Genomic DNA, 19,979 nt, shown 5'->3' on the forward strand with positions numbered 1-19,979 from the left:
ACCAGTTGGTCCTCCTTATTTATTTAAACTTTCTCTTTTTATTTGAGTCCTTGAGCTTTCTCTTTTGCTTATTTTCCTTGTGGGCTATGAAACGAGCTTCCTTTTTTAACTTTAAATAGCTTTGATACCTATCTTCAGAAAGTTTGCCAGAAGAAAGAGCGTCATTTACTGCACAGCCTGGTTCATTAGTATGAGTGCAATCACTGAATTTACATAAAGCTATTAGCTCCTCGATTTCTACAAAGGTTTCTCCTAACCCCTCTGAAACATCCCACATTCCAAGGCTTCTCATTCCAGGAGTATCTATAACCACTAAACCCGTAGAAAGGGAGATAAGCTGCCTGTGAGTGGTGGTGTGCCTGCCCTTGGAATCATCCTCCCTGATGAGATTTACTTTCATAAGCTCTTCTCCTGCTATAGCATTTACTAGACTGGACTTTCCAACACCAGAAGATCCAAGAAGGACAATAGTGATTCCTGGCCTTAGTAGGGTGGAAAGCTCTTCTAATCCATGACCTGTCAGAGTGCTTACAGCATATAAGGGAACATCGGGAGCAGCATATGCTGCAGCATCAATTTCTTCCTGGAAGGATGGTTTTAAATCTGCTTTTGTTAAGACTATGATTGGGTTGCCTCCACTCTGCCAAGCTTCGGTAACATATCTTTCTAATCTTTTTGGGTTGAAATCGTGATTTAGCGATGTGACTATAAAAACATAATCAAAGTTAGAGGCTATGGCTTGCTCCCCTCTACCTTTATCAGGATCCCTTCTAGTAAAGCAGGACTTTCTAGGAAGAGTCTCAGTAATTACTGAGTCTCCATAAGGATTATATTGAAAAAGAACAAAATCACCAACAGTAGGATAAAGCTCTATTAGATCATTATTATAATATATACTACTTTTTAAAATCCCATTGGTAAAGCCTAAAGAGGAGACTAATTCGTAGCTGCCTCTATGGACCGCTGTTATTCTTCCTAGTGTCAAACTGCCATAGTCTGAGCTCAGCAGTTTTTCATCAAAACCATAGTTTAACAGATTTGTATTCTGTTTATAATAATTATTATTTGTTATCATTCTTACCTCCGATATTGTGATATATATTTATATTATTGAAATACAACTTCATAAATATCACACTCCTTTCCTAATATGAATAATCACAGGCAGAAAGAGGTCGTGGTAAAAAAGGGCATAAAAATACCGCAGAAAGCAAGCCTTATAAAGCTGTTATCTACGGAATATATCAATTACAACAGTTTTTAAGAAGGATTACCTAGAGGGCATTAAACCTTAGAAATTATCTAAGCTCTCTGCCTGTATTATATTTTAATTGTAAATCACCTTTTCTGCTGTCATAATACATCTCTCCTTTCCTTCTATGATAATGATAAAACATTTACATAATAAATAGTACAGTATTAATTAGCTATTTGCAATGATAATTATTATATTACCGTTATGTTATTTTTGTGACAAATACTATTAAATCTAAAAGTAAATATTATTTTATATGAAAAGATAATATAAAAGAACAAAAGCATACTGAAAAGCTTAAGAAAATTACCGAATTAAACCTTTTCATGGAGAAATGAGCACATATTTATCCTGAAGATTGTTGACAATTTGAAATATTTGCTGTAAACTAGGAGCATAATTTAATAAGGCCTCATCATTTCGATGAGGTAGAGGCGCGAGGTTTAACAGTTCTTAGAGGAGCAGGAGAAAGCAAAGATTCTAAGAAGAAGGATTCATCGCCGAAGCTTATAATATTCTCAGTATTATTTGCTGGGTCTGCAGTTAAGAGCTGCAGGACTGTCTCAATAGATTACCCGATCTATTGAGTTGTGCTATCTCATATGGGAAGGAAAGGGGCTGTGAGTTATTATGTTTATAATAGACTTGAGTTCTCTCAAGTCTTTTGTTTTTTTATAATAAAATTGAATAATTAAAGTATTTAAATAAATAGATAGAAAGGAAGATATAAATGAAGAATAAAGTCAAAGCAATTTTATCAGCAGCATTAGTAGCAATGGTTGTATTTACTGGTTGTGCCTCCACAAGTGGGAATAACAATGGAGGGGACAAGGATACCTTTAAGGTTGGCCTTGAGGCTGCCTATGCCCCATTTAATTGGACTCAAAAGGATGACTCTAATGGAGCCGTTAAAATAGAAGGAAGCTCCGATTATGCAGGAGGCTATGATGTAGAAATTGCTAAAAGGATAGCCGATGCTTTAGGCAAGGAGCTGGTTATAGTTAAGACAGAGTGGACAGGCTTAATACCTGCTCTTCAATCAGGAACTATAGATGCAATTGTTGCCGGTATGTCCCCAACTGCGGAAAGATTAGAAGCAATTGATTTCTCAGATATATATTACAAATCAGATTTAGTTATCGTTGTGAAGAACGGTGGAAAATATGAAGATGCAAATAAATTAGCTGACTTTTCCGGTGCTAAAATTACAGGACAGTTAAATACCTTCCATTATAGTGTTATAGATCAGATAGATGGCGTAGTAAAAGAGAATGCCATGGACGATTTTGCAGCCATGAGGGTGGCTTTAGAGTCAGGAATGATAGATGGTTATGTAACTGAAAGGCCTGAGGGGATAAGTGCTGAGGCTGCCAATGAAAGCTTTAAAATGATAGAGCTACAGGATGGCTTCGAAACTTCTCTAGAGGATACAGCCATTGCTGTTGGATTAACTAAGGGCTCAGATCTAACTGACAAGATCAATGATATTCTTTCTAAGGTCTCCGAAGATGAACGCCAACAGCTGATGGATGAGGCAATAAAGAACCAACCAGCAGCACAATAGTTATTTGAATACGCCGGATGCTTAGTAGGAAGCACCCGGTTTTACTTTGAGGAAGGTGGCTAAAAATGAGTAAAGAATGGCTTTTTAGAATTATAAGTGAAAATTGGGAGATGTTTTTAAGAGGAGCAGGAATGACTCTTTTAATATCAATGATAGGTACAATTATTGGTTTAGCAATAGGGCTGATCATAGGGGTTGTACGAACTATTCCTGCCCCTAATAGAGGAGTAAAGAAAGTAGTACTTAAGATAGTAAATGGTATATTAGCTGTTTATATTGAATTTTTTAGAGGAACTCCGATGATTGTACAGGCAATGGTTATATATTATGGCGCTGCCTTAGCCTTTAGTCTTTACATGAACAGGATCTTTGCAGCAATCTTTATTGTTTCTATAAACACAGGAGCTTATATGGCTGAGATAGTGAGGGGTGGAATAGTTTCCGTAGATAAAGGGCAGTATGAAGCAGCACAGGCAATAGGGATGAATCATTTTCAAACTATGATAAATGTAGTTATGCCCCAGGTTATAAGAAACATCCTTCCTGCAACCGGTAATGAATTTGTAATAAACATTAAGGATACCTCAGTATTGAACGTAATTTCAGTTACGGAGCTTTATTTCCAGACAAAGACAGTGGCAGGAAATAATTTTAGATATTTTGAGTCCTTCTTTGTAGCTTGTATACTGTACTTCATCATGACCTTTACTGTTACAAGAATTCTTCGCTATATTGAAAAGAAATTAGATGGACCAGATAACTATATTTTACTAGGCAATCAGATGCAGGTGGAAACTCCTGAAGCAAGACTTAAAAGAAAGATGTAGAGAGAAGAAATTAGGAGGATAAGGTATGGAAAAAATTATAGAGGTGCAGCATTTAAGTAAAAGCTTTGGAGACCATGAGGTTTTAAGGGATATAGATTTTTCAGTAGAAAAGGGAGAGGTTGTGTGTATAATTGGTTCCTCTGGTTCAGGAAAATCTACCTTATTAAGATGTATAAATCTATTAGAAACCCCTAGTGGCGGAGAAATTATATACAAGGGTGAAAATATCCTTGATGATAATCACGATATTTATAATTATAGGACAAAGCTAGGAATGGTATTCCAGCAGTTTAATCTTTTCAACAATCATAATGTCTTGAGCAACTGCACCGTTGGGCAGATGAAAGTCTTAGGGAAATCTAGAGAAGAAGCTGAGAAGACTGCTTTGAAGTATCTAAAGGTGGTTGGTATGGATAAGTACATTAATGCTAAGCCTAAGCAGCTATCAGGAGGTCAGAAGCAGAGAGTTGCTATTGCACGAGCCCTTTCTATGGAACCAGATGTGATGCTCTTTGACGAACCTACCTCTGCCTTAGACCCAGAAATGGTAGGAGAGGTGTTGAAGGTAATGAAAGAGCTGGCGGAGGCTGGACTTACTATGCTGGTGGTAACTCACGAAATGGGCTTTGCAAGAGAGGTAGCTGATAGAGTGGTATTTATGGATAAAGGCGTAATTGTTGAAGAAGGTTCTCCTGAGGTAATATTTAATTCTCCTAGAGAAGACAGAACTAGAGAGTTCTTAAAAAGAACTTTAAATCCCATAGAAGTATAGCTTTCATAGTGAAAATTAAAGCTACAAAGGTTATAAGAGTCTCAATGTATACATAGTTTGCATTGAGGCTTTTTTTGTCTAAAAATAAATCTATTAACAGTGGATAAACCGGATATATTGTGATGGTATAATATACTATATATGTAAGAAAAGGGGAGATGGTTATGAAGAATGCGGTTATTACTGGGGGGACAAAGGGCCTTGGCTTAGAAATGACAAAGGAGTTTCTCAAAAGCGATTGCAGCGTTATAATATGCGGTTCCAGTGAGGAGGGGATTGAGAAGGCAAAATCAGAGCTGTCAAGGTATGAAAATCGAGTTTTAATACTGAAATGTGATGTAACTAAGCCAGAGGAAATAGAAGCTCTTTGGAAAAAAGGTAGAGAAGCCTTTGGAAACATTGATATCTGGATCAATAATGCTGGAATTAATCAGCCTTATAGAAAGATATCTGAGCTTCCCTATGACAGTATATCAAAGATCGTCGACACTAATATTAAGGGAATGATTTATGGCTCAGAAATAGCTTTAAAAGGAATGATAAGTCAAGGCTGTGGTGCTATTTATAATATGGAGGGTCTTGGTAGTGATGGGATGATTCAAAGAAAAACTGCAATTTATGGAACCTCAAAAAGAGCATTAACTTACTTTACTAAGGCCCTGGCCAAGGAGGTAGAGGGAAGTAAGATAATAGTTGGAAGACTATCTCCAGGGATGATGGTGACAGACTTTATCACAAAGCCTGCTAAGGGAGAGGCAAGAAGTGCAGCTGAGGAAGAGGATTTCAAGAAGATATTTAACCTGCTAGCTGATACTCCTGAAACGGTTGCAGAATTTCTAGTTCCTGAAATCCTTAACAATAATAAAAATGATGTGCAGATTATATGGCTCACTAAGAGAAAAGCAGCTCTTCGTTTTGCAAAGGGAATGTTTGTAAAACGGGAATTAATTAAGTAATTTGTTAAAAAACAGGCTCTATTAGGACTAAAAATTTAATATATATCAAAATATCATTAAATATTATAATATTTATTAATATAATTAAATTTACTATAATTATATATTTAAAACAATATTGAATAATTTATGAAGTTATGATAATCTGAATATAGTTAAGACAGATACTATAAACATATTAAGGGAGGAAATACCATGAAAAAACTACTTTCTATGATATTAGCTGGTGCTTTAGCAATATCCATAGTAGGATGCGCTGGAGACTCTAATGAGGGCGGCGATAAGGGGACAGGCAGTAAGGACGGATATGAACTTGCACTTATAACAGATGTAGGTACCATAGACGACAGATCCTTCAACCAAGGTGCTTGGGAAGGTCTAGAGAAATATGCGAAGGAAAACGATATCACGCATAAGTATTATCAGCCAAAAGAAAAGACAGATCAAGCTTATTTAGAAACAATTCAGCTAGCTGTTGAAGCTGGAGCAAAAGTAATAGTTTGTCCTGGTTACTTATTTGAGCCAGCGGTTTTCCAAGCACAGACTTTATATGAAGATGTTAATTTTATCATCTTAGATGGATATCCACACAATGGTGACTACGTGCCAGTAATAGAGGATAATGTTTATTCTGTATTCTATGCTGAAGAGCAAGCAGGATTCTTAGCAGGTTACGCAGCTGTTAAGGAAGGCTATACTAAGCTTGGTTTCATGGGCGGAATGGCTGTTCCAGCTGTTGTAAGATTCGGTTATGGTTTTGTACAGGGTGCAGAATATGCAGCTAAAGAAATGGGTATATCTGATATAGAAGTTAAGTACAACTATACTGGCGGCTTCGATGCAACTCCAGAGGCACAAGCTACAGCAGCTTCCTGGTATCAATCAGGAACTGAAGTTATCTTTGCTTGTGGTGGCGCTGTAGGTAACTCAGTTATGGCTGCAGCAGAAGCAGCTGGAGAAGGTAAGTTTGTTATAGGTGTTGACGTAGACCAATCTGGAGAGTCAGAAACAGTTATAACTTCATCTATGAAGATGCTTTCAAATTCTGTTTATGATGGATTAAAGGCTTATTATGATGGTAGCTTCCCAGGTGGAAAATCAGTTACTCTTAATGCATCTGTTGACGGTGTTGGACTTCCTATGGAAAACTCCAAGTTCGAGAAGTTTACTCAGGAAGATTACGATGCTATCTACAGCAAGATAAAGGCTGATGAAATAGATATATTTAAGGATACTGAAAAAGCAGTAACAGATATTGAACTATCTATTGTTAAAGTAGAAGTTATTGGAGAGTAATTAAGAAAAAATAAAAGGATGCTCTGAGCATCCTTTTATTTATATATTAAGAAAATTTAGAAACAATTTTATAGTTTAAAAGTAATAATCCTTGTATATTGTATGATATAATTAAACAGCTAAATCTATATTATGGAGGGGAAATATGTGGACTACATAATTGAAATGATAGGTATAACAAAAGAGTTTCCCGGGATCATCGCAAATGATAATGTTACCTTACAGGTGAAAAAGGGAGAAATTCATGCACTCCTAGGAGAAAATGGAGCAGGAAAGTCTACACTCATGAGCGTTTTATTCGGTCTTTATCAGCCTGAAAAAGGTAAGATAAGGGTAAAGGGACAGGAAGTTAAAATAAATAGTCCCTTAGATGCTAATGATCTAGGAATTGGAATGGTTCATCAGCATTTTAAATTAGTTCATAATTTTACAGTTCTGCAAAATATAATTTTAGGAGTAGAGACAGTAAAAAATGGACTTTTAAAGATGGATGACGCTAGAAAAAAGGTAATGGATCTCAGTGAAAAATATAATCTTAAAGTAGATCCAGATGCATATATTGCAGACATTAGTGTTGGAATGCAGCAGAGAGTAGAGATATTAAAGATGCTCTATAGAGATAATGATATTCTAATTTTAGATGAGCCTACAGCAGTATTAACTCCTCAAGAAATTAATGAGCTAATGAATGTAATAAAAGGCCTTGCTAAAGAAGGAAAGTCTATTATCTTTATCACTCATAAGCTAGATGAAATTAAAGCTGTTGCTGATAAGTGTTCTGTCCTTAGAAGAGGTAAATACATTGGAACTGTAGATGTAAGAGATACAGATAAGGAAGCTCTATCTGAGATGATGGTTGGACGTAAGGTCAATCTTACTGTAGAAAAGGATGAGGCAAAGCCAAAGGAATTTGTTCTTGAGGTGAATAATCTTTCAGTAAAATCAAAGAGAGAAGGAAGCTCCAAGAATTCTGTAAATGATGTTAGCTTTAAGGTAAGAAAAGGGGAAATACTCTGTATAGCAGGAATAGAAGGCAATGGTCAAACAGAATTAGTACAGGCTATTACTGGCTTGAGCAAGCTTGATGAAGGTAATGTTATTCTAAAAGGTGAAGATATTTCTACTAAAACCATTAGATATAAAAATACCCACGGTATTGGACATATACCAGAGGATAGGCATAAGCATGGTTTAGTATTAGATTATAATCTTGGAGAAAACTTAGCCCTTCAAGAATACTTTACTAAAAAATTCCAGAGGAATGGTTTCTTAAGATATAACAGCATATATGAGAGTGCAAAAAAGCTTATAGATACCTTTGATATAAGAAGTGGACAGGGCATCTATACTACTGTAAGAAGCATGTCTGGAGGTAATCAGCAGAAGGCTATTATAGCTAGAGAGATTTCAAGGAATCCAGAGCTTCTAATTGCTGTTCAGCCTACTAGAGGTCTAGATGTTGGTGCTATAGAGTTTATTCATAAAGAGCTTGTAAATCAGCGTGACAAGGGTTGTGCTGTATTACTAGTATCACTAGAATTAGATGAGGTTATGAATTTAAGTGATAGAATTTTGGTCATGTATGAGGGTGAAATAGTTGCTGAGGTTAATCCTAAAGAGGTTACAGTTCAGGAGCTAGGACTTTATATGGCTGGTTCAAAGAAGGGAGTGAAGGAAAACCATGGATAATACAAGTAATACACAGGTAACTAAAAAGACAAAAAACTTTGGCTTTCTTTCATCGGTATTTGCCATTATTGTTGGATTGATGTTTGGGTTTATAATTCTTTTAGTTAGTAACCCGGCAGAAGCAGGTCAAGGTTTCATCACAATTTTAACTGGTGCTTTAACAAGAGGAACTAGAGGAATAGGACAGATATTCTATTATGCAACACCGATTATTATGACAGGCTTATCTGTTGGCTTTGCCTTTAAAACAGGGCTGTTTAATATTGGTGCTTCTGGTCAGTTTATAATGGGAGCTTTCTTTTCAGTTTTTGTTGGTCTTACTATGACCAGCCTCGGTGGATTCCACTGGGTGGTTGCATTAATCGCTAGTGCTGTAGGAGGAGCATTATGGGCTTTAATACCAGGTTTGTTAAAGGCTTATGCTAATGTTCATGAGGTTATTTCCTCAATTATGATGAATTATATTGGAATGTACTTAGTTAACGCTATGGTAAAGAACTCAGATATAATTTTTGATTCATTAAAAAATCAATCAAAGGCTCTACCAAAGACCGCCTACATTCCTAAAATGGGATTGGATAAAATCTTCCAGGGTTCTAGTGTTAATGGGGGTATAATAATTGCCTTGATAATGGCTATTATTATGTATATTGTATTAACTAAGACTACCTTTGGTTTTGAATTAAGAGCTGTTGGCTTTAACAGAGATGCAAGTAGATATGCAGGAATAAATGAAAAGAAGAATATAGTTCTTTCCATGGTTATTGCCGGTGCCTTAGCTGGAATTGCTGGAGGACTCCTTTACCTTGCTGGTTCAGGTAAGCATATTGAGGTTGTGGATGTACTTGCAGCAGAAGGCTTTACAGGAATATCAGTAGCTCTATTAGGCTTATCAAATCCTATAGGAATAATATTCTCTGGATTATTTATTGCTTACATTACTGCAGGAGGCTTCTATCTTCAATTATTTGATTTCTCCACAGAAGTAATTAACATTATTATAGCTGTTATTATTTACTTCAGTGCCTTCTCACTAATAATTAAGACCTTTATCAATAAATTTAATAGTCGTAGAAAGGGAGGTAAAGAATAGTGAATACTTTATATTTCTTATTCCAGCAGACGATGTTTTTCACTATACCTCTTTTAATCGTTGCCCTTGGAGGAATGTTTTCCGAAAGAAGTGGTATAGTAAATATTGCTTTGGAAGGTATAATGACCGTTGGTGCTTTTTGCAGTATTTTATTTATTAATATGACTCAGGATGTATTGAGCGGGCAAGTTCAGTTAATTTTGGCAGTATTAATAGCTGCTTTAGCGGGTGTTATAGTATCTCTATTCCATGCCTATGCTTCAATAAATATGAAGGCTGATCAAACTATAAGTGGTACTGCAATTAACATTTTTGCTCCTGCTTTTGCAATCTATACCGCAAGATTAATCCAGGATGTGCAGCAGATATCCTTTAATAATACCTTCCGTATAGCTAAGGTTCCAGTGTTAGGGGACATTCCAGTTATAGGTGACTTATTCTTCAAAAATACCTATATAACTACCTACATGGGCTTTGCGATATTAGTAATTGCTTATATTGTATTGTACAAAACTAGATTTGGTTTAAGACTTAGAGCCTGTGGTGAGCATCCACAAGCTGCGGACTCCGTAGGTGTTAATGTTTATAAGATGCAGTATGCGGGAGTTATGATCTCTGGTCTTTTAGGTGGTATCGGTGGATTAGTTTTCGTTGTACCAACCTCAACTAACTTTAATGCTACTGTAGCTGGTTATGGATTCTTGGCTTTAGCAGTATTAATATTTGGTCAGTGGAAGCCAATGAGAATATTATACGCTTCATTATTCTTCGGTCTTATGAAGACAATAGCAGCTTCCTACTCTGGAATAGAGCTTCTTAAGAACCTTGGAATTCCAAATGACTTCTATAAGATGGTACCTTATATAGCTACATTAATTGTACTCGCCTTTACTTCAAAGAAATCTCAGGCTCCTAGAGCTTCAGGTGTTCCTTATGATAAGGGTGCTAGATAAGATATATATATATAAAAATCATTTGGCAGAAAAGACTTCTAATTTATCTATTATTCAGATTAGAAGTCTTTTCTCTTTTTATAAAAAAACAAGGTGATTATAATCACCTTGTTGTGAGGTTGGTAGTATAGCTTATACTTTCATGTGGATCGGAATAGCTACTTTTGAAGCTCGAAAGAATTACAATCGGTACACTCTACTACTTTAGGACTTTTTTCATGTGTTCCAATCATTATTTGATTAAGAGTACAATAATTTTCTGATTTGGCATGGAATTTACATTCGTCAACGGTACATTGTATGCTTGGGTTTTTATCCATAAAAGCACCTCCATAAAGTATTCGATATTATTTTATCCTACTTTTATGGATTTATTCTTTTAGGGCTCTACCTTGATATTGTAAGTTTTTAGCCAAGTATTAAGCTGGATTAAATAAGCAATAAGCTGAGGACCAGTCATAAGCTGTCCGAACCATGGACTTTTATAGGAAGAACCTCCGGATTTTATAATTTCACAAATCTTATTTCTATCAATTAAGGGTAATATAGGTGATTCAGAATTTGAGATTATATTCTCTAATCTGGAAGCAACGATATTGGTATATTTTGGGTTATGAGTCTTTGGATAAGGACTCTTTTTTCTTTTTAGAATTTCTTCTGGCAAAATACCCTGTAAAGCTCTTCTTAAGAGACCTTTTTCCATGTTATCTGCAAAGCGTATAGAATTAGGAAGATTAAAAGCATATTGCACAAGTCGTTTATCAGCAAAGGGAACTCTTACCTCTAAGCTGTTAGCCATACTCATCCTATCTTTTCTGTTTAATAGATTTACCATAAACCATTTGATATTCAGGTAAACTATTTCTCTCATTCTGTACTCTTCAGGCGCTTCTCCTGGTAAATGAGGCACTTCCTTAAGAGTTTTTTGATAGTGATTCCTTGCACATTCCTCTAAAGGAAGACTCTTTAATTCCGAAGAGAGTATACTGCTTCTTTCTGATAGAGATAAAGACCATGGAAAGGTATCTGCATTTAATAGCTCAGGCTTTCTAAACCAAGGATAGCCTCCAAAAATTTCATCTGAGCATTCTCCTGAAAGGGCGATTACATAATCCTTTCTGATTTCTCTACAGAGAAGGTATAAGGAGGAATCAACATCAGCCATACCTGGTAAATCTCTAGCCAATACAGCGGCGTCTAAAGCTTCAGCTAAGGAATGATTATCCACGATATAATTGTGATGGTTGCTTTTTATATAAGAAGCCATAAGCTTTATAAAATCAGCATCAGCTGTTGGCTGGAAGCTGCTGGCCTTAAAATATTTATCATTTTCTTGATAGTCTATGGAATAGGTATTAAGAGTTTTTCCCTGTTCTTTATATACAGCTGCTGCAATGGCTGATATGGCACTGGAATCAATTCCTCCAGATAAAAAAGTGCATAAGGGTACATCGCCAATAAGCTGTCTACTAATGGCATCTATCAAAAGCTCTCTTACGTGATCAGTAGCTTCAGAAAGACTTTCAGTGAACTCTAAGGCTTCCAGCTTCCAATATTCCTTTAAATGAATAGTATCCTCTGTTATATACATATAATGAGCAGGTGGTACTTCTTTTATATCTTTTAATACTCCGCTGCCCAAAGCTGTGGCAGGACCTAAAGCAAAGAGCTCTGTCAATCCATCTCTGTCTAGAACTGGTTTAACCATTGGATTTTTAAGCAAAGCTTTTATCTCTGAAGCAAAAATAAAGGAGCTGCCTTTTCTAGTATAAAAGAGAGGCTTAACTCCCAACTGATCTCTGGCAAGGAGTAGGCTCCTTTTGCTTTCATCCCATACAGCAAAAGAAAATATCCCGTTTAGATAGTCTAAGCACTTGATACCCCAATGTATATATGCAGTAAGCAAAACCTCTGTATCACTATAAGCTGAAAATGAATATCCTTTTTTTGTTAATACCCCTCTTATTTCCTCAGTGTTATATAATTCTCCATTATATATAATCACATATTTATGGCCATCTACATTTTTAATCATGGGCTGTCCGCCACCTAGAGGGTCAACAACTATTAATCTTCTGTGACCAAAAAGTACATTATTATCAATATAATACCCATAATCATCTGGTCCACGCTTTTCCAAGGTTTTAGTCATGGACTCTATTACCTCTCTATTATTAGATAAAGGTAATTGAAAATCTAACCAGCCGCAAATACCGCACATAATAACCAACCCTCCTAAAATTTCACTATAAGTTATCTTATGTGGTTTAAAGAGAATTGGTAATAAATAATTTTTTATATTATTAAGAAAAAATATAACTATAAATCTTCAGTAATTATATTTGAAAGCGATAAAAATAATAGGGAGTATTTATTAGCTGTGTTGTAAAATTAACAATAGCTTAATAGATAAAAGTTATAAGAAGATATAATAAAATGCTAATTGGATATTTATAATAATCAAGATAAGAGGGGGGTACATAATATGCTTAAAAAGTTTGTAGTGGTGATACTTTCAGCTATGGTATTAGCTACTATTGGAGTTAGCTTTCAGGGGAATAATGTTATTGATACCAAAGAAGCAGCAGCTTCAGCAGGTGGAGAAACTCTAGAAAATGTAACAGCTCTTTCTATGGGAAAAGGCTTCAATAATATAGGGAAAAGCTACAAAGATGCATTAAATAAAATGGGATTGAGGGTTATGCTAAAGGTGGTTAAAGAGCCTATGAATGAAGAAGAGAAGGTAATAGATGGAGAAGCTGAAAAGCAGAATTTAGAGCCACCAAAGGAAGTAGTTGAAAAACAAATAATAGATAAAGCATCTGATAATAATAAGAAAGCTAATGGTAATGGACAGCCTCAAAAGGTTGAACAAAAGCCAGCTGTAGTAGAAAACAAAAAAGAGGCTATTCCAGTGAAAGAGCCTACGCCAGTACAAGTACCCGCCCCAGTGGTGGAAGAAAAAGTTGTGGTGGAACAGATAGTAAAGGAGCTTCCAGCAAATTATCCCATATCCTATAGAAGTGATATTGAGGATGAACTTCTAGTCTTAGTCAATCAGCTACGAGCTGAGAATGGCTTAGCCCCGCTAACAAGTACAGGTATATTAAAGGAATCCTCTAGGTATAAATCAAATTCAATGATACAGTTAGGATATTTCAACCATAATAATCCAAATTACAATAATGAGAATTCTGGTTATTTACTTTTAAAGATATTTAAGGTCGGCAGCTCAAAAGTAGGAGAAAATATAGCTATGTATACCGATAGAAGAGAAGAGAGAATTAACGCCAAAGGCTTATACGATCTTTGGTATAATTCTGAACCTCACAGAAAAGCTATGCTGAGCGATTCCTACACAAAAATAGGAATAGGAGTGGTAACTACAGTAGATAGTGAGGGAAGGATAAAAATTTACGGTACTCAGCATTTTGCAAAATAATATAAAACAAAGCCTCCAATTAATGAACAAAGTGGAGGCTTGTTTTATTAATTACATTATATCTTTTCAAGTAGTTTATAGTTATTAAAGTCAGCGGTTATCACTTCTTTATCCTCTAAAATTAATTGATCTGAGCCTTGGCTTTTACCATCAATAGTTATAAGTGCATTTTCAACCCCATAATTAAAGCATAAGGTATTAGCAAGGGATTTTAGAAACATCTTATTAAAGGTTGTCTCTAAATCTAATTTATCATTTATAATAAAAGAAAAGTCAATATGAACATTGTCATTCTCCGGTGAATATTTGATAAAGTTTATCTTAATGTTAGAATCTAAGGAAAGCAAGTCTTTTCTTGGTGCATTATATAAATTTTTTATTATCCTTTCTTTTAGCTCTTCTTCTCTGAGTTCTGATACTTTTTCTTCCAGATAATATAGTTCATTTCCTGAGGGGGTATTATAATAATACCTATATATTCCCTGGACTATCTCATAATTTTTATAATCCATTAATTCAGTGGTAAAAACGGTACCATTCATCTCAAAGACAGTTTTAATTTTTCCAAGGTTTAGAGCATAATAATCTTTTTGAGTAAACTCTTTTCCTTTTGTGGTGACTTCTATAGAGGTATAAGTGCCTGACTTTGTTTCCACAGGGATATCAATAGCTGTTATGGAAAGGGTCTTATCACCATTATTCCAAGTGGTGCCTACGATAATAGGATTCATAAGAAGGATTTCTTGTGAGTTAGGCTCTTTGTCAAATAGCTCCTTTTTTATATAGTTATCCTCGGCTATATAGGTTAGAACTAAAGCGTCTTCCTGAATTTCATATATTAAGGAGGCTATACTTGAGCTGCTCACTGATTTCACTTGTACTCTGCCTTCTTTTAAGAATTCAATATATTCCTTAATTATTTCATTTTCTTGACTACGAGAAAAAGAGTATATAGAGTTTATCGCCGATGGGAGAAAGTCTGTTATATTATATTTTGTCATTTCAGCTTCTGGAAGTACTGCTGATACCTCATTACTATTATTTTGAGATAGACTTTGAGAGCCATAATCTTCAGAATTACTGCTGCAGCTTGCTATAAATAATAGATTGAAAATTATTAAAAAAAGATATATTGTTTTTTTCATATTACACCTCAATAAAAGTTACATTTGTAAAACGTATTCATTTACATTATATAACATAATCTTGAGGTTGTCTTTATTTGCCTTATTAATGTTGCAAGATAAAGTTATTAATTTTATACTAATATTAAAGTAAAAGCTTAAATAATATGACTTTAAATGGGGTGAGGATTATAAAGAAAATTAGGTTTATACTTCTTCTTTTATGTATTGGGGTATTTTGCTATTCTGCGTATCAGCTGATAAGTTACTTTTATGATGGATACAAAAATGAAAAGGATTATCAGGAGATAAGAGAGGTATATGACTTTGAGGAGTTATCTAAAGCCGATAAGGAGGGAATTGAAGACCTAGCTGCTTTAAGGAAGGAGCGATTTGCTGCCTTGAAAGAAATAAATGCTGATGTTGTGGCATGGGTTCACGTTCCAAATACAAATATTGATTATCCTGTGGTACAAGGGGATGACAACAGCTATTATCTGGATCATACGGTGGAAGGTTATACAAGCCGTGTGGGGGCTATATTTATGGATTATAGAAATAAACTCAGTGATGAGAGTGTCCCTACAGATTACAACACTATAATTTATGGTCACCATTTAAAAAGTGGCGCTATGTTTACATCCTTAAAGGAATTTAAAGATGAAGCCTTCTTCAATATAAATAGATATATATATATAGATACTCCAGAAGGTACTTTAATCTATGAGATTTTTTCAGTAATAATTACTGAGGCTGATTATAACTATATTGAAACATATTTTCAATCAGGAGAGGATTTTCTAAGCTTTGTTTCCGATATACAGAAAAGAGCTTTGTTTAATCGTGACACTATTATAAGGGAAGAAGATAAAATATTAACCCTGTCTACCTGCACTTATGAATATGAGGATGCTAGACTAGCAGTTTTTGCAAAGCTAATTGAAAAGTAAATGTTAATTTTTTTGAAATAAAAAGGTTCGCTTAAGTAAAGCGAGTCTTTTTTTATAAACAAACATAATACGAAAGTAATAAAAATACTTAAATAAATTTAATTAATTATGAAGTTTATGTATAATATAAGGCTGTTTAATATTATTTAGGTAATATTATTAAATTAGTGTTTAAACTTGTGTATTTATTTACTATAATAGGATAATCATTACAGAATAAAATGGTTAATTATATACAAATTATTTAAAAATTATTTCAACTCAATTTCATAAGTTGGTTATAATATGGTAAAATTTAGATACTAACTAGTTTAATTTTGGTTGAAACAATAATATTATTAACCGATTGGGGAGTTATTATGGAAAATAAAATATTAGAGAAGCAAGAATTAGATCTAATGATTTATACCTTCGATCGTTTTGAAATATTATATAAGGGGGTTGATTTGACTCTGATGTTTTCCAAATATCCAAGGATCTTTAGCCTTCTGAAGTTCTTTGTGCTGAATAAAGGGAAGCATCTAAGCAGTGAGTACATAGAAGATAATCTGTGGGGAGAAAGTGAATATTTAGATCTCAAAAACACTATTAAAGGACAAGTTTTCAGGTTGCGAAAGATTATTAAAAAGATAAGCTCTGAGTTTTGCGGAGGAAGCTTAGAGCAGATGATGGTAATATCCTTTATTGACGGTTGTTATATCCTTCAGTTATTTGGAAATTGCTTTTTGGATTTTGAGGATTTTGAAATTAAGGCCAAGGATCTATTGTCCTTAGGTAGGGAAAAAGAGGATATTTATCATGATTATCACAGCATATTAAATCTTTATCCTAATCATTTGTTAAACAATTTAGCTTTAGATCATTGGGTAATACCAAAACGAAATTATTATAAAAGATTATTTATGGATATAGTCAATGGTATGATAACTATTCTTAAGGAAAGAAATGACTATAAGAAAGCCATGGAAGTTATTGAAAAGGTGATGTTAATAGAGCCCATGGAAGAAAGGTTGCATATTCATTTTATAGAAATATTGTTAAAGCAGGGAAAGAAGTATGAAGCTTTGAAGCATTACAATTATACAAATAATAAGTTGTGCAAGGAGCTAGGAATAATTCCATCGGAGGATATGAAGGCTATAAGGGAAGAGGTTTATGGCAGCATCTATGAAAAGGAAGATGCACAGGCAGACCTTGAGGAGGTAATCAGCTTAGTATTTAAACAAAAAAGGGTTGATATTAATAGCTTTAGAAGGATATTTACCCTTGCTTCAAGGCTTAAAGGTAAGAGAAAAATAAAGTGCGCTCATATGGTAATAACTCTTGAGGAGCAGTATATTTTAAAACTAATTAGAGAAGGCTGTAAAGACGCTCTATTTATGGTATCAAAAACTAGAAACGATATGTTTCAATCATTGATTAATTCCATCAGCAGAACTATCAGAAAAGGTGATGTTTATTATTTTGATAGTTTTAGCTTATCCTTTAAGGTAGAGGTTCTGCTATATGATATTATAGATAGTCACTGGAGCATAGTGAGTGATAGATTATTAAAGAGCTTTAGAGAAGAGCTACCAGACTTACCACTTCAATATGTAAACATAAAAATAGAAGAGATTTAGATTAAAGAGGCTGCAGAACATACACTGCAGCTTCTTTTTTTATTTAAACTTAGGGATGGTATATCTAAATTAAGTTAAACATTTTAAAGGTTACCATATTTATTAACTATTTGTGTATAAGTGTTACGGAATATTTAAATAATTTACATTAATAAAACCGATATAAAACCAAAATGAAATTAGTGTGTAACTAATAGTTACTATAATTAAATATATAAGATTAATAAATAATTACTATTGTAAAAGGGGGGTGAATAAATGAAAAATTACCTTAAGCATAAGAAGGTAATATCAATTATTCTTACGCTAATCCTCACCTTAGGCTTTGTAGGCTTTAATAATAATCGTAAGATTATGAATGCTTCAGCCACTGGGGGAGCAGGAGGTAGTGAAGAAACAGTTTCCAATGATGACATGACCATTAGTAAAACTGCAGAGGTAAACAGCTGGGACAACCGTACCTATGATATTACCTTAACTGCAGCAGCAAAAGAGGGAACAGTGATAGTAGATCCTAAACCAGCAGATATAATCCTGGTCCTGGATAGATCGATAAGTATGGATGAGAACCTAGTTACCTATACCTATACTCCTATAACAAGACAGCCAGAGAGCTGGCAGAATTATTATATACTCAGAAATGGAGAATATACTCAAGTAAGGTATCGATCTAACAGTGGATGGTCCTATGAAGTTGGAAATAATCGTACTACTGTTACCTACTCACCTGGAAAGACAGGTGAAAACAATGAATATGAGTTTTATAGTAGATCCGAATCTAGTATATCAAAGATTCAATCCTTAAAAAATGCGGCGATTTCCTTTGTGAATACTGTGAAGGAAAAGTCCCCTGACAGCAGGATAGGAGTAGTTTCTTTTGCTGATACAGGGATAATTAATACTAATCTCAATAATAAGTATCTGTTAAGAGTAGGAAATAGTGCTTCCTATAATGAAATTAATAGAGCTATCAACTCATTAAGCTTGAATTTTTATACAAAAGCTGACGAGGGTTTTAATAAAGCAATGGAAATTTACAACACACCATCGAAGTTCGAAGGTGTGAATATTAATAGTAACAGGGATAAGGTAATAATATTCTTTACCGATGGAGTTCCAACATCAACAAGTACTTCTTTTGATGATAATGTCGCAAGGAGAGCTACAGGAAAAGCAAATGAATTAAAGGGAGCACCTTATAATGCCTCCATATATTCCATAGGTATTTTTCAGAATATCACAGGTGATACACTGACAAGAGTAGAGAATTATATGAGAAGTATAGCCTCAGATAAAGCTGGTGGTGGTAAACACTACTACAAGGTAGAATCCAGTGATGAGCTATTAAACTTATTTGATAGTATCACTGAGGTAATTGGAGGAACCTTAGAAAATGTCTATATAAGAGATTATATAGATCCAAGGTTCAGGGTTCTAGATAATAATGGAAACATGATAACTAATACCACCTCTATAGTTAATTTAAGTAACGGTGGAGTGGTAAGGTATGATTCCGATAGAAATCTATGGTACGTTCAGTGGGCCCTAGCAACCCTTACTAAGAATGTGGTTAGTAAAACCATAAGGGTTAAGGCTATAGATCAGTTTATTGGAGGTAATGATATAACTACCAATGAAGAGGGGTCAGGGGTATTTTATGGTGAAGAAAGCCTTTTATATCCAAAGCCAACGGTGAACGTAAAGCCTAGAATTACAGTAAACAATAAGGAAGAGACTATATTCTTGGGTGAGAGTGTTCCTACAGCAGGCTTACCAGATAGTATGTATAATGATGCTTCACCAGATCCTTTTGTAGGGAAGATGGCTACTGGTAGTTTTTCTATAGAATGGTTAGACGGGACTAACAGCCTGGGAAATAACCTTACTCAGCTAGGAAATCAAGCTCCTGAAGAAGATCACGATTATACATTGAAAGTGACCTTTACACCTAATCCTGTAGTGTTTCCTAAGTCCACGGAGAATACCAGTGGAAATACAGCAGCTATGGTTACAGCTCAGGGAATCTATAAAATAAAGGTTCAGTCAGGAAAGATAACTGTCAATAAAGTGGTTTTAGATAAGAGTGGAAATACAATAGCTATTCCAAGTGGAGATGTTTTTGCAGTAAAGGTAGGAGGTCCTTTGGAAACTTATTTAGATTTATTAAAGGATGACAGTACAAAGGTATTAAGTAAATTGAAAGCTGGCCGCTATACCTTAAGTGAAATACTTCCAAAGGAATATCAGCTAGTAAGCATAAAGATTAATGGTACAGAGGTTGATAAAAACAATGCCTTCGTGGATATAAATAAAAATAACCCTGAGGCTGTGGTGGTGATAACCAACAAGCAGGAGGCGAAGCCCTTCTTCCACGGCACAGATAGAGTAGTAAATAGAGTTAAGATGAATTGATACTTAATCAAGTTTAGATTGTGA

14 protein-coding genes, 1 pseudogene and 1 riboswitch are annotated in these 19,979 nt (G+C 34.6%); of the genes and pseudogenes, 11 read left to right on the plus strand and 4 right to left on the minus strand.

The genetic code is table 11. The features are described from left to right. Nucleotides 1-19 precede the first annotated feature (19 nt). On the minus strand, nucleotides 20-1,075 hold the full coding sequence (gene rsgA / locus ACPWSR_RS15240) for a ribosome small subunit-dependent GTPase A (protein ID WP_426349081.1): 1,056 nt from the start codon (nucleotides 1,073-1,075) through the stop codon (nucleotides 20-22). A 601-nt stretch (nucleotides 1,076-1,676) separates the two neighbouring features. Then, a riboswitch (Lysine riboswitch) is annotated at nucleotides 1,677-1,859 on the plus strand. A 126-nt stretch (nucleotides 1,860-1,985) separates the two neighbouring features. Here rsgA and ACPWSR_RS15245 point away from each other — a divergent pair. The 7 genes and pseudogenes from ACPWSR_RS15245 to ACPWSR_RS15275 all read left to right on the plus strand — a co-directional run bounded on the left by ACPWSR_RS15245 (nucleotide 1,986) and on the right by ACPWSR_RS15275 (nucleotide 10,405). Beyond that, nucleotides 1,986-3,646: pseudogene (locus ACPWSR_RS15245) on the plus strand (ABC transporter permease subunit). Between the two features lie 25 nt (nucleotides 3,647-3,671). Further along, nucleotides 3,672-4,418, plus strand: coding sequence for an amino acid ABC transporter ATP-binding protein (locus tag ACPWSR_RS15250; RefSeq protein ID WP_426349082.1), 747 nt, complete (start codon nucleotides 3,672-3,674; stop codon nucleotides 4,416-4,418). A 164-nt stretch (nucleotides 4,419-4,582) separates the two neighbouring features. Next, entirely contained in the window at nucleotides 4,583-5,374 is a 792-nt protein-coding gene (locus ACPWSR_RS15255) for an SDR family NAD(P)-dependent oxidoreductase (RefSeq protein ID WP_426349083.1), read from the plus strand. Between the two features lie 195 nt (nucleotides 5,375-5,569). After that, nucleotides 5,570-6,670 carry a BMP family lipoprotein gene (locus ACPWSR_RS15260; RefSeq protein ID WP_426349084.1) on the plus strand — a complete coding sequence of 367 codons (1,101 nt, stop codon included), beginning with the start codon at nucleotides 5,570-5,572 and terminating at the stop codon, nucleotides 6,668-6,670. Between the two features lie 165 nt (nucleotides 6,671-6,835). Continuing rightward, nucleotides 6,836-8,359 carry an ABC transporter ATP-binding protein gene (locus ACPWSR_RS15265; protein WP_426351398.1) on the plus strand — a complete coding sequence of 508 codons (1,524 nt, stop codon included), beginning with the start codon at nucleotides 6,836-6,838 and terminating at the stop codon, nucleotides 8,357-8,359. Next, entirely contained in the window at nucleotides 8,352-9,452 is a 1,101-nt protein-coding gene (locus ACPWSR_RS15270) for an ABC transporter permease (RefSeq protein WP_426349085.1), read from the plus strand. Before ACPWSR_RS15265 ends, ACPWSR_RS15270 begins: the two co-directional genes overlap by 8 nt. Beyond that, nucleotides 9,452-10,405, plus strand: coding sequence for an ABC transporter permease (locus tag ACPWSR_RS15275; protein ID WP_426349086.1), 954 nt, complete (start codon nucleotides 9,452-9,454; stop codon nucleotides 10,403-10,405). Before ACPWSR_RS15270 ends, ACPWSR_RS15275 begins: the two co-directional genes overlap by 1 nt. A gap of 158 nt (nucleotides 10,406-10,563) precedes the next feature. Here ACPWSR_RS15275 and ACPWSR_RS15280 read toward each other — a convergent pair whose 3' ends face one another. Then, on the minus strand, nucleotides 10,564-10,725 hold the full coding sequence (locus ACPWSR_RS15280) for a DUF1540 domain-containing protein (RefSeq protein ID WP_426349087.1): 162 nt from the start codon (nucleotides 10,723-10,725) through the stop codon (nucleotides 10,564-10,566). Between the two features lie 59 nt (nucleotides 10,726-10,784). Then, entirely contained in the window at nucleotides 10,785-12,626 is a 1,842-nt protein-coding gene (gene asnB / locus ACPWSR_RS15285) for an asparagine synthase (glutamine-hydrolyzing) (protein WP_426349088.1), read from the minus strand. 264 nt (nucleotides 12,627-12,890) lie between these two features. On the opposite strand from asnB, the gene ACPWSR_RS15290 reads away from it, so the two are divergent. Further along, the gene (locus ACPWSR_RS15290) at nucleotides 12,891-13,847 is read left to right on the plus strand and encodes a CAP domain-containing protein (RefSeq protein ID WP_426349089.1); all 957 of its coding nucleotides are present in this window, start codon (nucleotides 12,891-12,893) and stop codon (nucleotides 13,845-13,847) included. Nucleotides 13,848-13,903: 56 nt separating this feature from the next. On the opposite strand, the gene ACPWSR_RS15295 is transcribed toward ACPWSR_RS15290, so the two are convergent. Continuing rightward, entirely contained in the window at nucleotides 13,904-14,992 is a 1,089-nt protein-coding gene (locus tag ACPWSR_RS15295; protein WP_426349090.1) for a GerMN domain-containing protein, read from the minus strand. 146 nt (nucleotides 14,993-15,138) lie between these two features. Between ACPWSR_RS15295 and srtB the strand changes: the two genes are divergently transcribed. From srtB to ACPWSR_RS15310, 3 genes are all read left to right on the plus strand, one after another. After that, nucleotides 15,139-15,921: a class B sortase gene (gene srtB, locus ACPWSR_RS15300; protein WP_426349091.1), complete on the plus strand. Its 783-nt coding sequence runs from the start codon at nucleotides 15,139-15,141 to the stop codon at nucleotides 15,919-15,921. 359 nt (nucleotides 15,922-16,280) lie between these two features. Then, nucleotides 16,281-17,543 (plus strand): BTAD domain-containing putative transcriptional regulator, encoded by a 1,263-nt coding sequence (locus ACPWSR_RS15305; RefSeq protein WP_426349092.1) that lies wholly within the window; start codon nucleotides 16,281-16,283, stop codon nucleotides 17,541-17,543. A gap of 258 nt (nucleotides 17,544-17,801) precedes the next feature. Continuing rightward, on the plus strand, nucleotides 17,802-19,955 hold the full coding sequence (locus ACPWSR_RS15310; RefSeq protein ID WP_426349093.1) for a vWA domain-containing protein: 2,154 nt from the start codon (nucleotides 17,802-17,804) through the stop codon (nucleotides 19,953-19,955). The last annotated feature ends 24 nt before the right edge of the window (nucleotides 19,956-19,979 follow it).

The organism is Alloiococcus sp. CFN-8, assembly GCF_049943125.1.
Taxonomy (GTDB): domain Bacteria; phylum Bacillota; class Clostridia; order Clostridiales; family Clostridiaceae; genus JAEXZL01.

Bases quoted from the DNA above. Each gene is read 5' to 3' on its own strand.
- rsgA (WP_426349081.1), bottom strand. From the start codon at position 1,075: ATGATAACAAATAATAATTATTATAAACAGAATACAAATCTGTTAAAC.
- ACPWSR_RS15250 (WP_426349082.1), top strand. From the start codon at position 3,672: ATGGAAAAAATTATAGAGGTGCAGCATTTAAGTAAAAGCTTTGGAGAC.
- ACPWSR_RS15255 (WP_426349083.1), top strand. From the start codon at position 4,583: ATGAAGAATGCGGTTATTACTGGGGGGACAAAGGGCCTTGGCTTAGAA.
- ACPWSR_RS15260 (WP_426349084.1), top strand. From the start codon at position 5,570: ATGAAAAAACTACTTTCTATGATATTAGCTGGTGCTTTAGCAATATCC.
- ACPWSR_RS15265 (WP_426351398.1), top strand. From the start codon at position 6,836: ATGATAGGTATAACAAAAGAGTTTCCCGGGATCATCGCAAATGATAAT.
- ACPWSR_RS15270 (WP_426349085.1), top strand. From the start codon at position 8,352: ATGGATAATACAAGTAATACACAGGTAACTAAAAAGACAAAAAACTTT.
- ACPWSR_RS15280 (WP_426349087.1), bottom strand. From the start codon at position 10,725: ATGGATAAAAACCCAAGCATACAATGTACCGTTGACGAATGTAAATTC.
- asnB (WP_426349088.1), bottom strand. From the start codon at position 12,626: ATGTGCGGTATTTGCGGCTGGTTAGATTTTCAATTACCTTTATCTAAT.
- ACPWSR_RS15290 (WP_426349089.1), top strand. From the start codon at position 12,891: ATGCTTAAAAAGTTTGTAGTGGTGATACTTTCAGCTATGGTATTAGCT.
- ACPWSR_RS15295 (WP_426349090.1), bottom strand. From the start codon at position 14,992: ATGAAAAAAACAATATATCTTTTTTTAATAATTTTCAATCTATTATTT.
- srtB (WP_426349091.1), top strand. From the start codon at position 15,139: ATGACTTTAAATGGGGTGAGGATTATAAAGAAAATTAGGTTTATACTT.
- ACPWSR_RS15305 (WP_426349092.1), top strand. From the start codon at position 16,281: ATGGAAAATAAAATATTAGAGAAGCAAGAATTAGATCTAATGATTTAT.
- ACPWSR_RS15310 (WP_426349093.1), top strand. From the start codon at position 17,802: ATGAAAAATTACCTTAAGCATAAGAAGGTAATATCAATTATTCTTACG.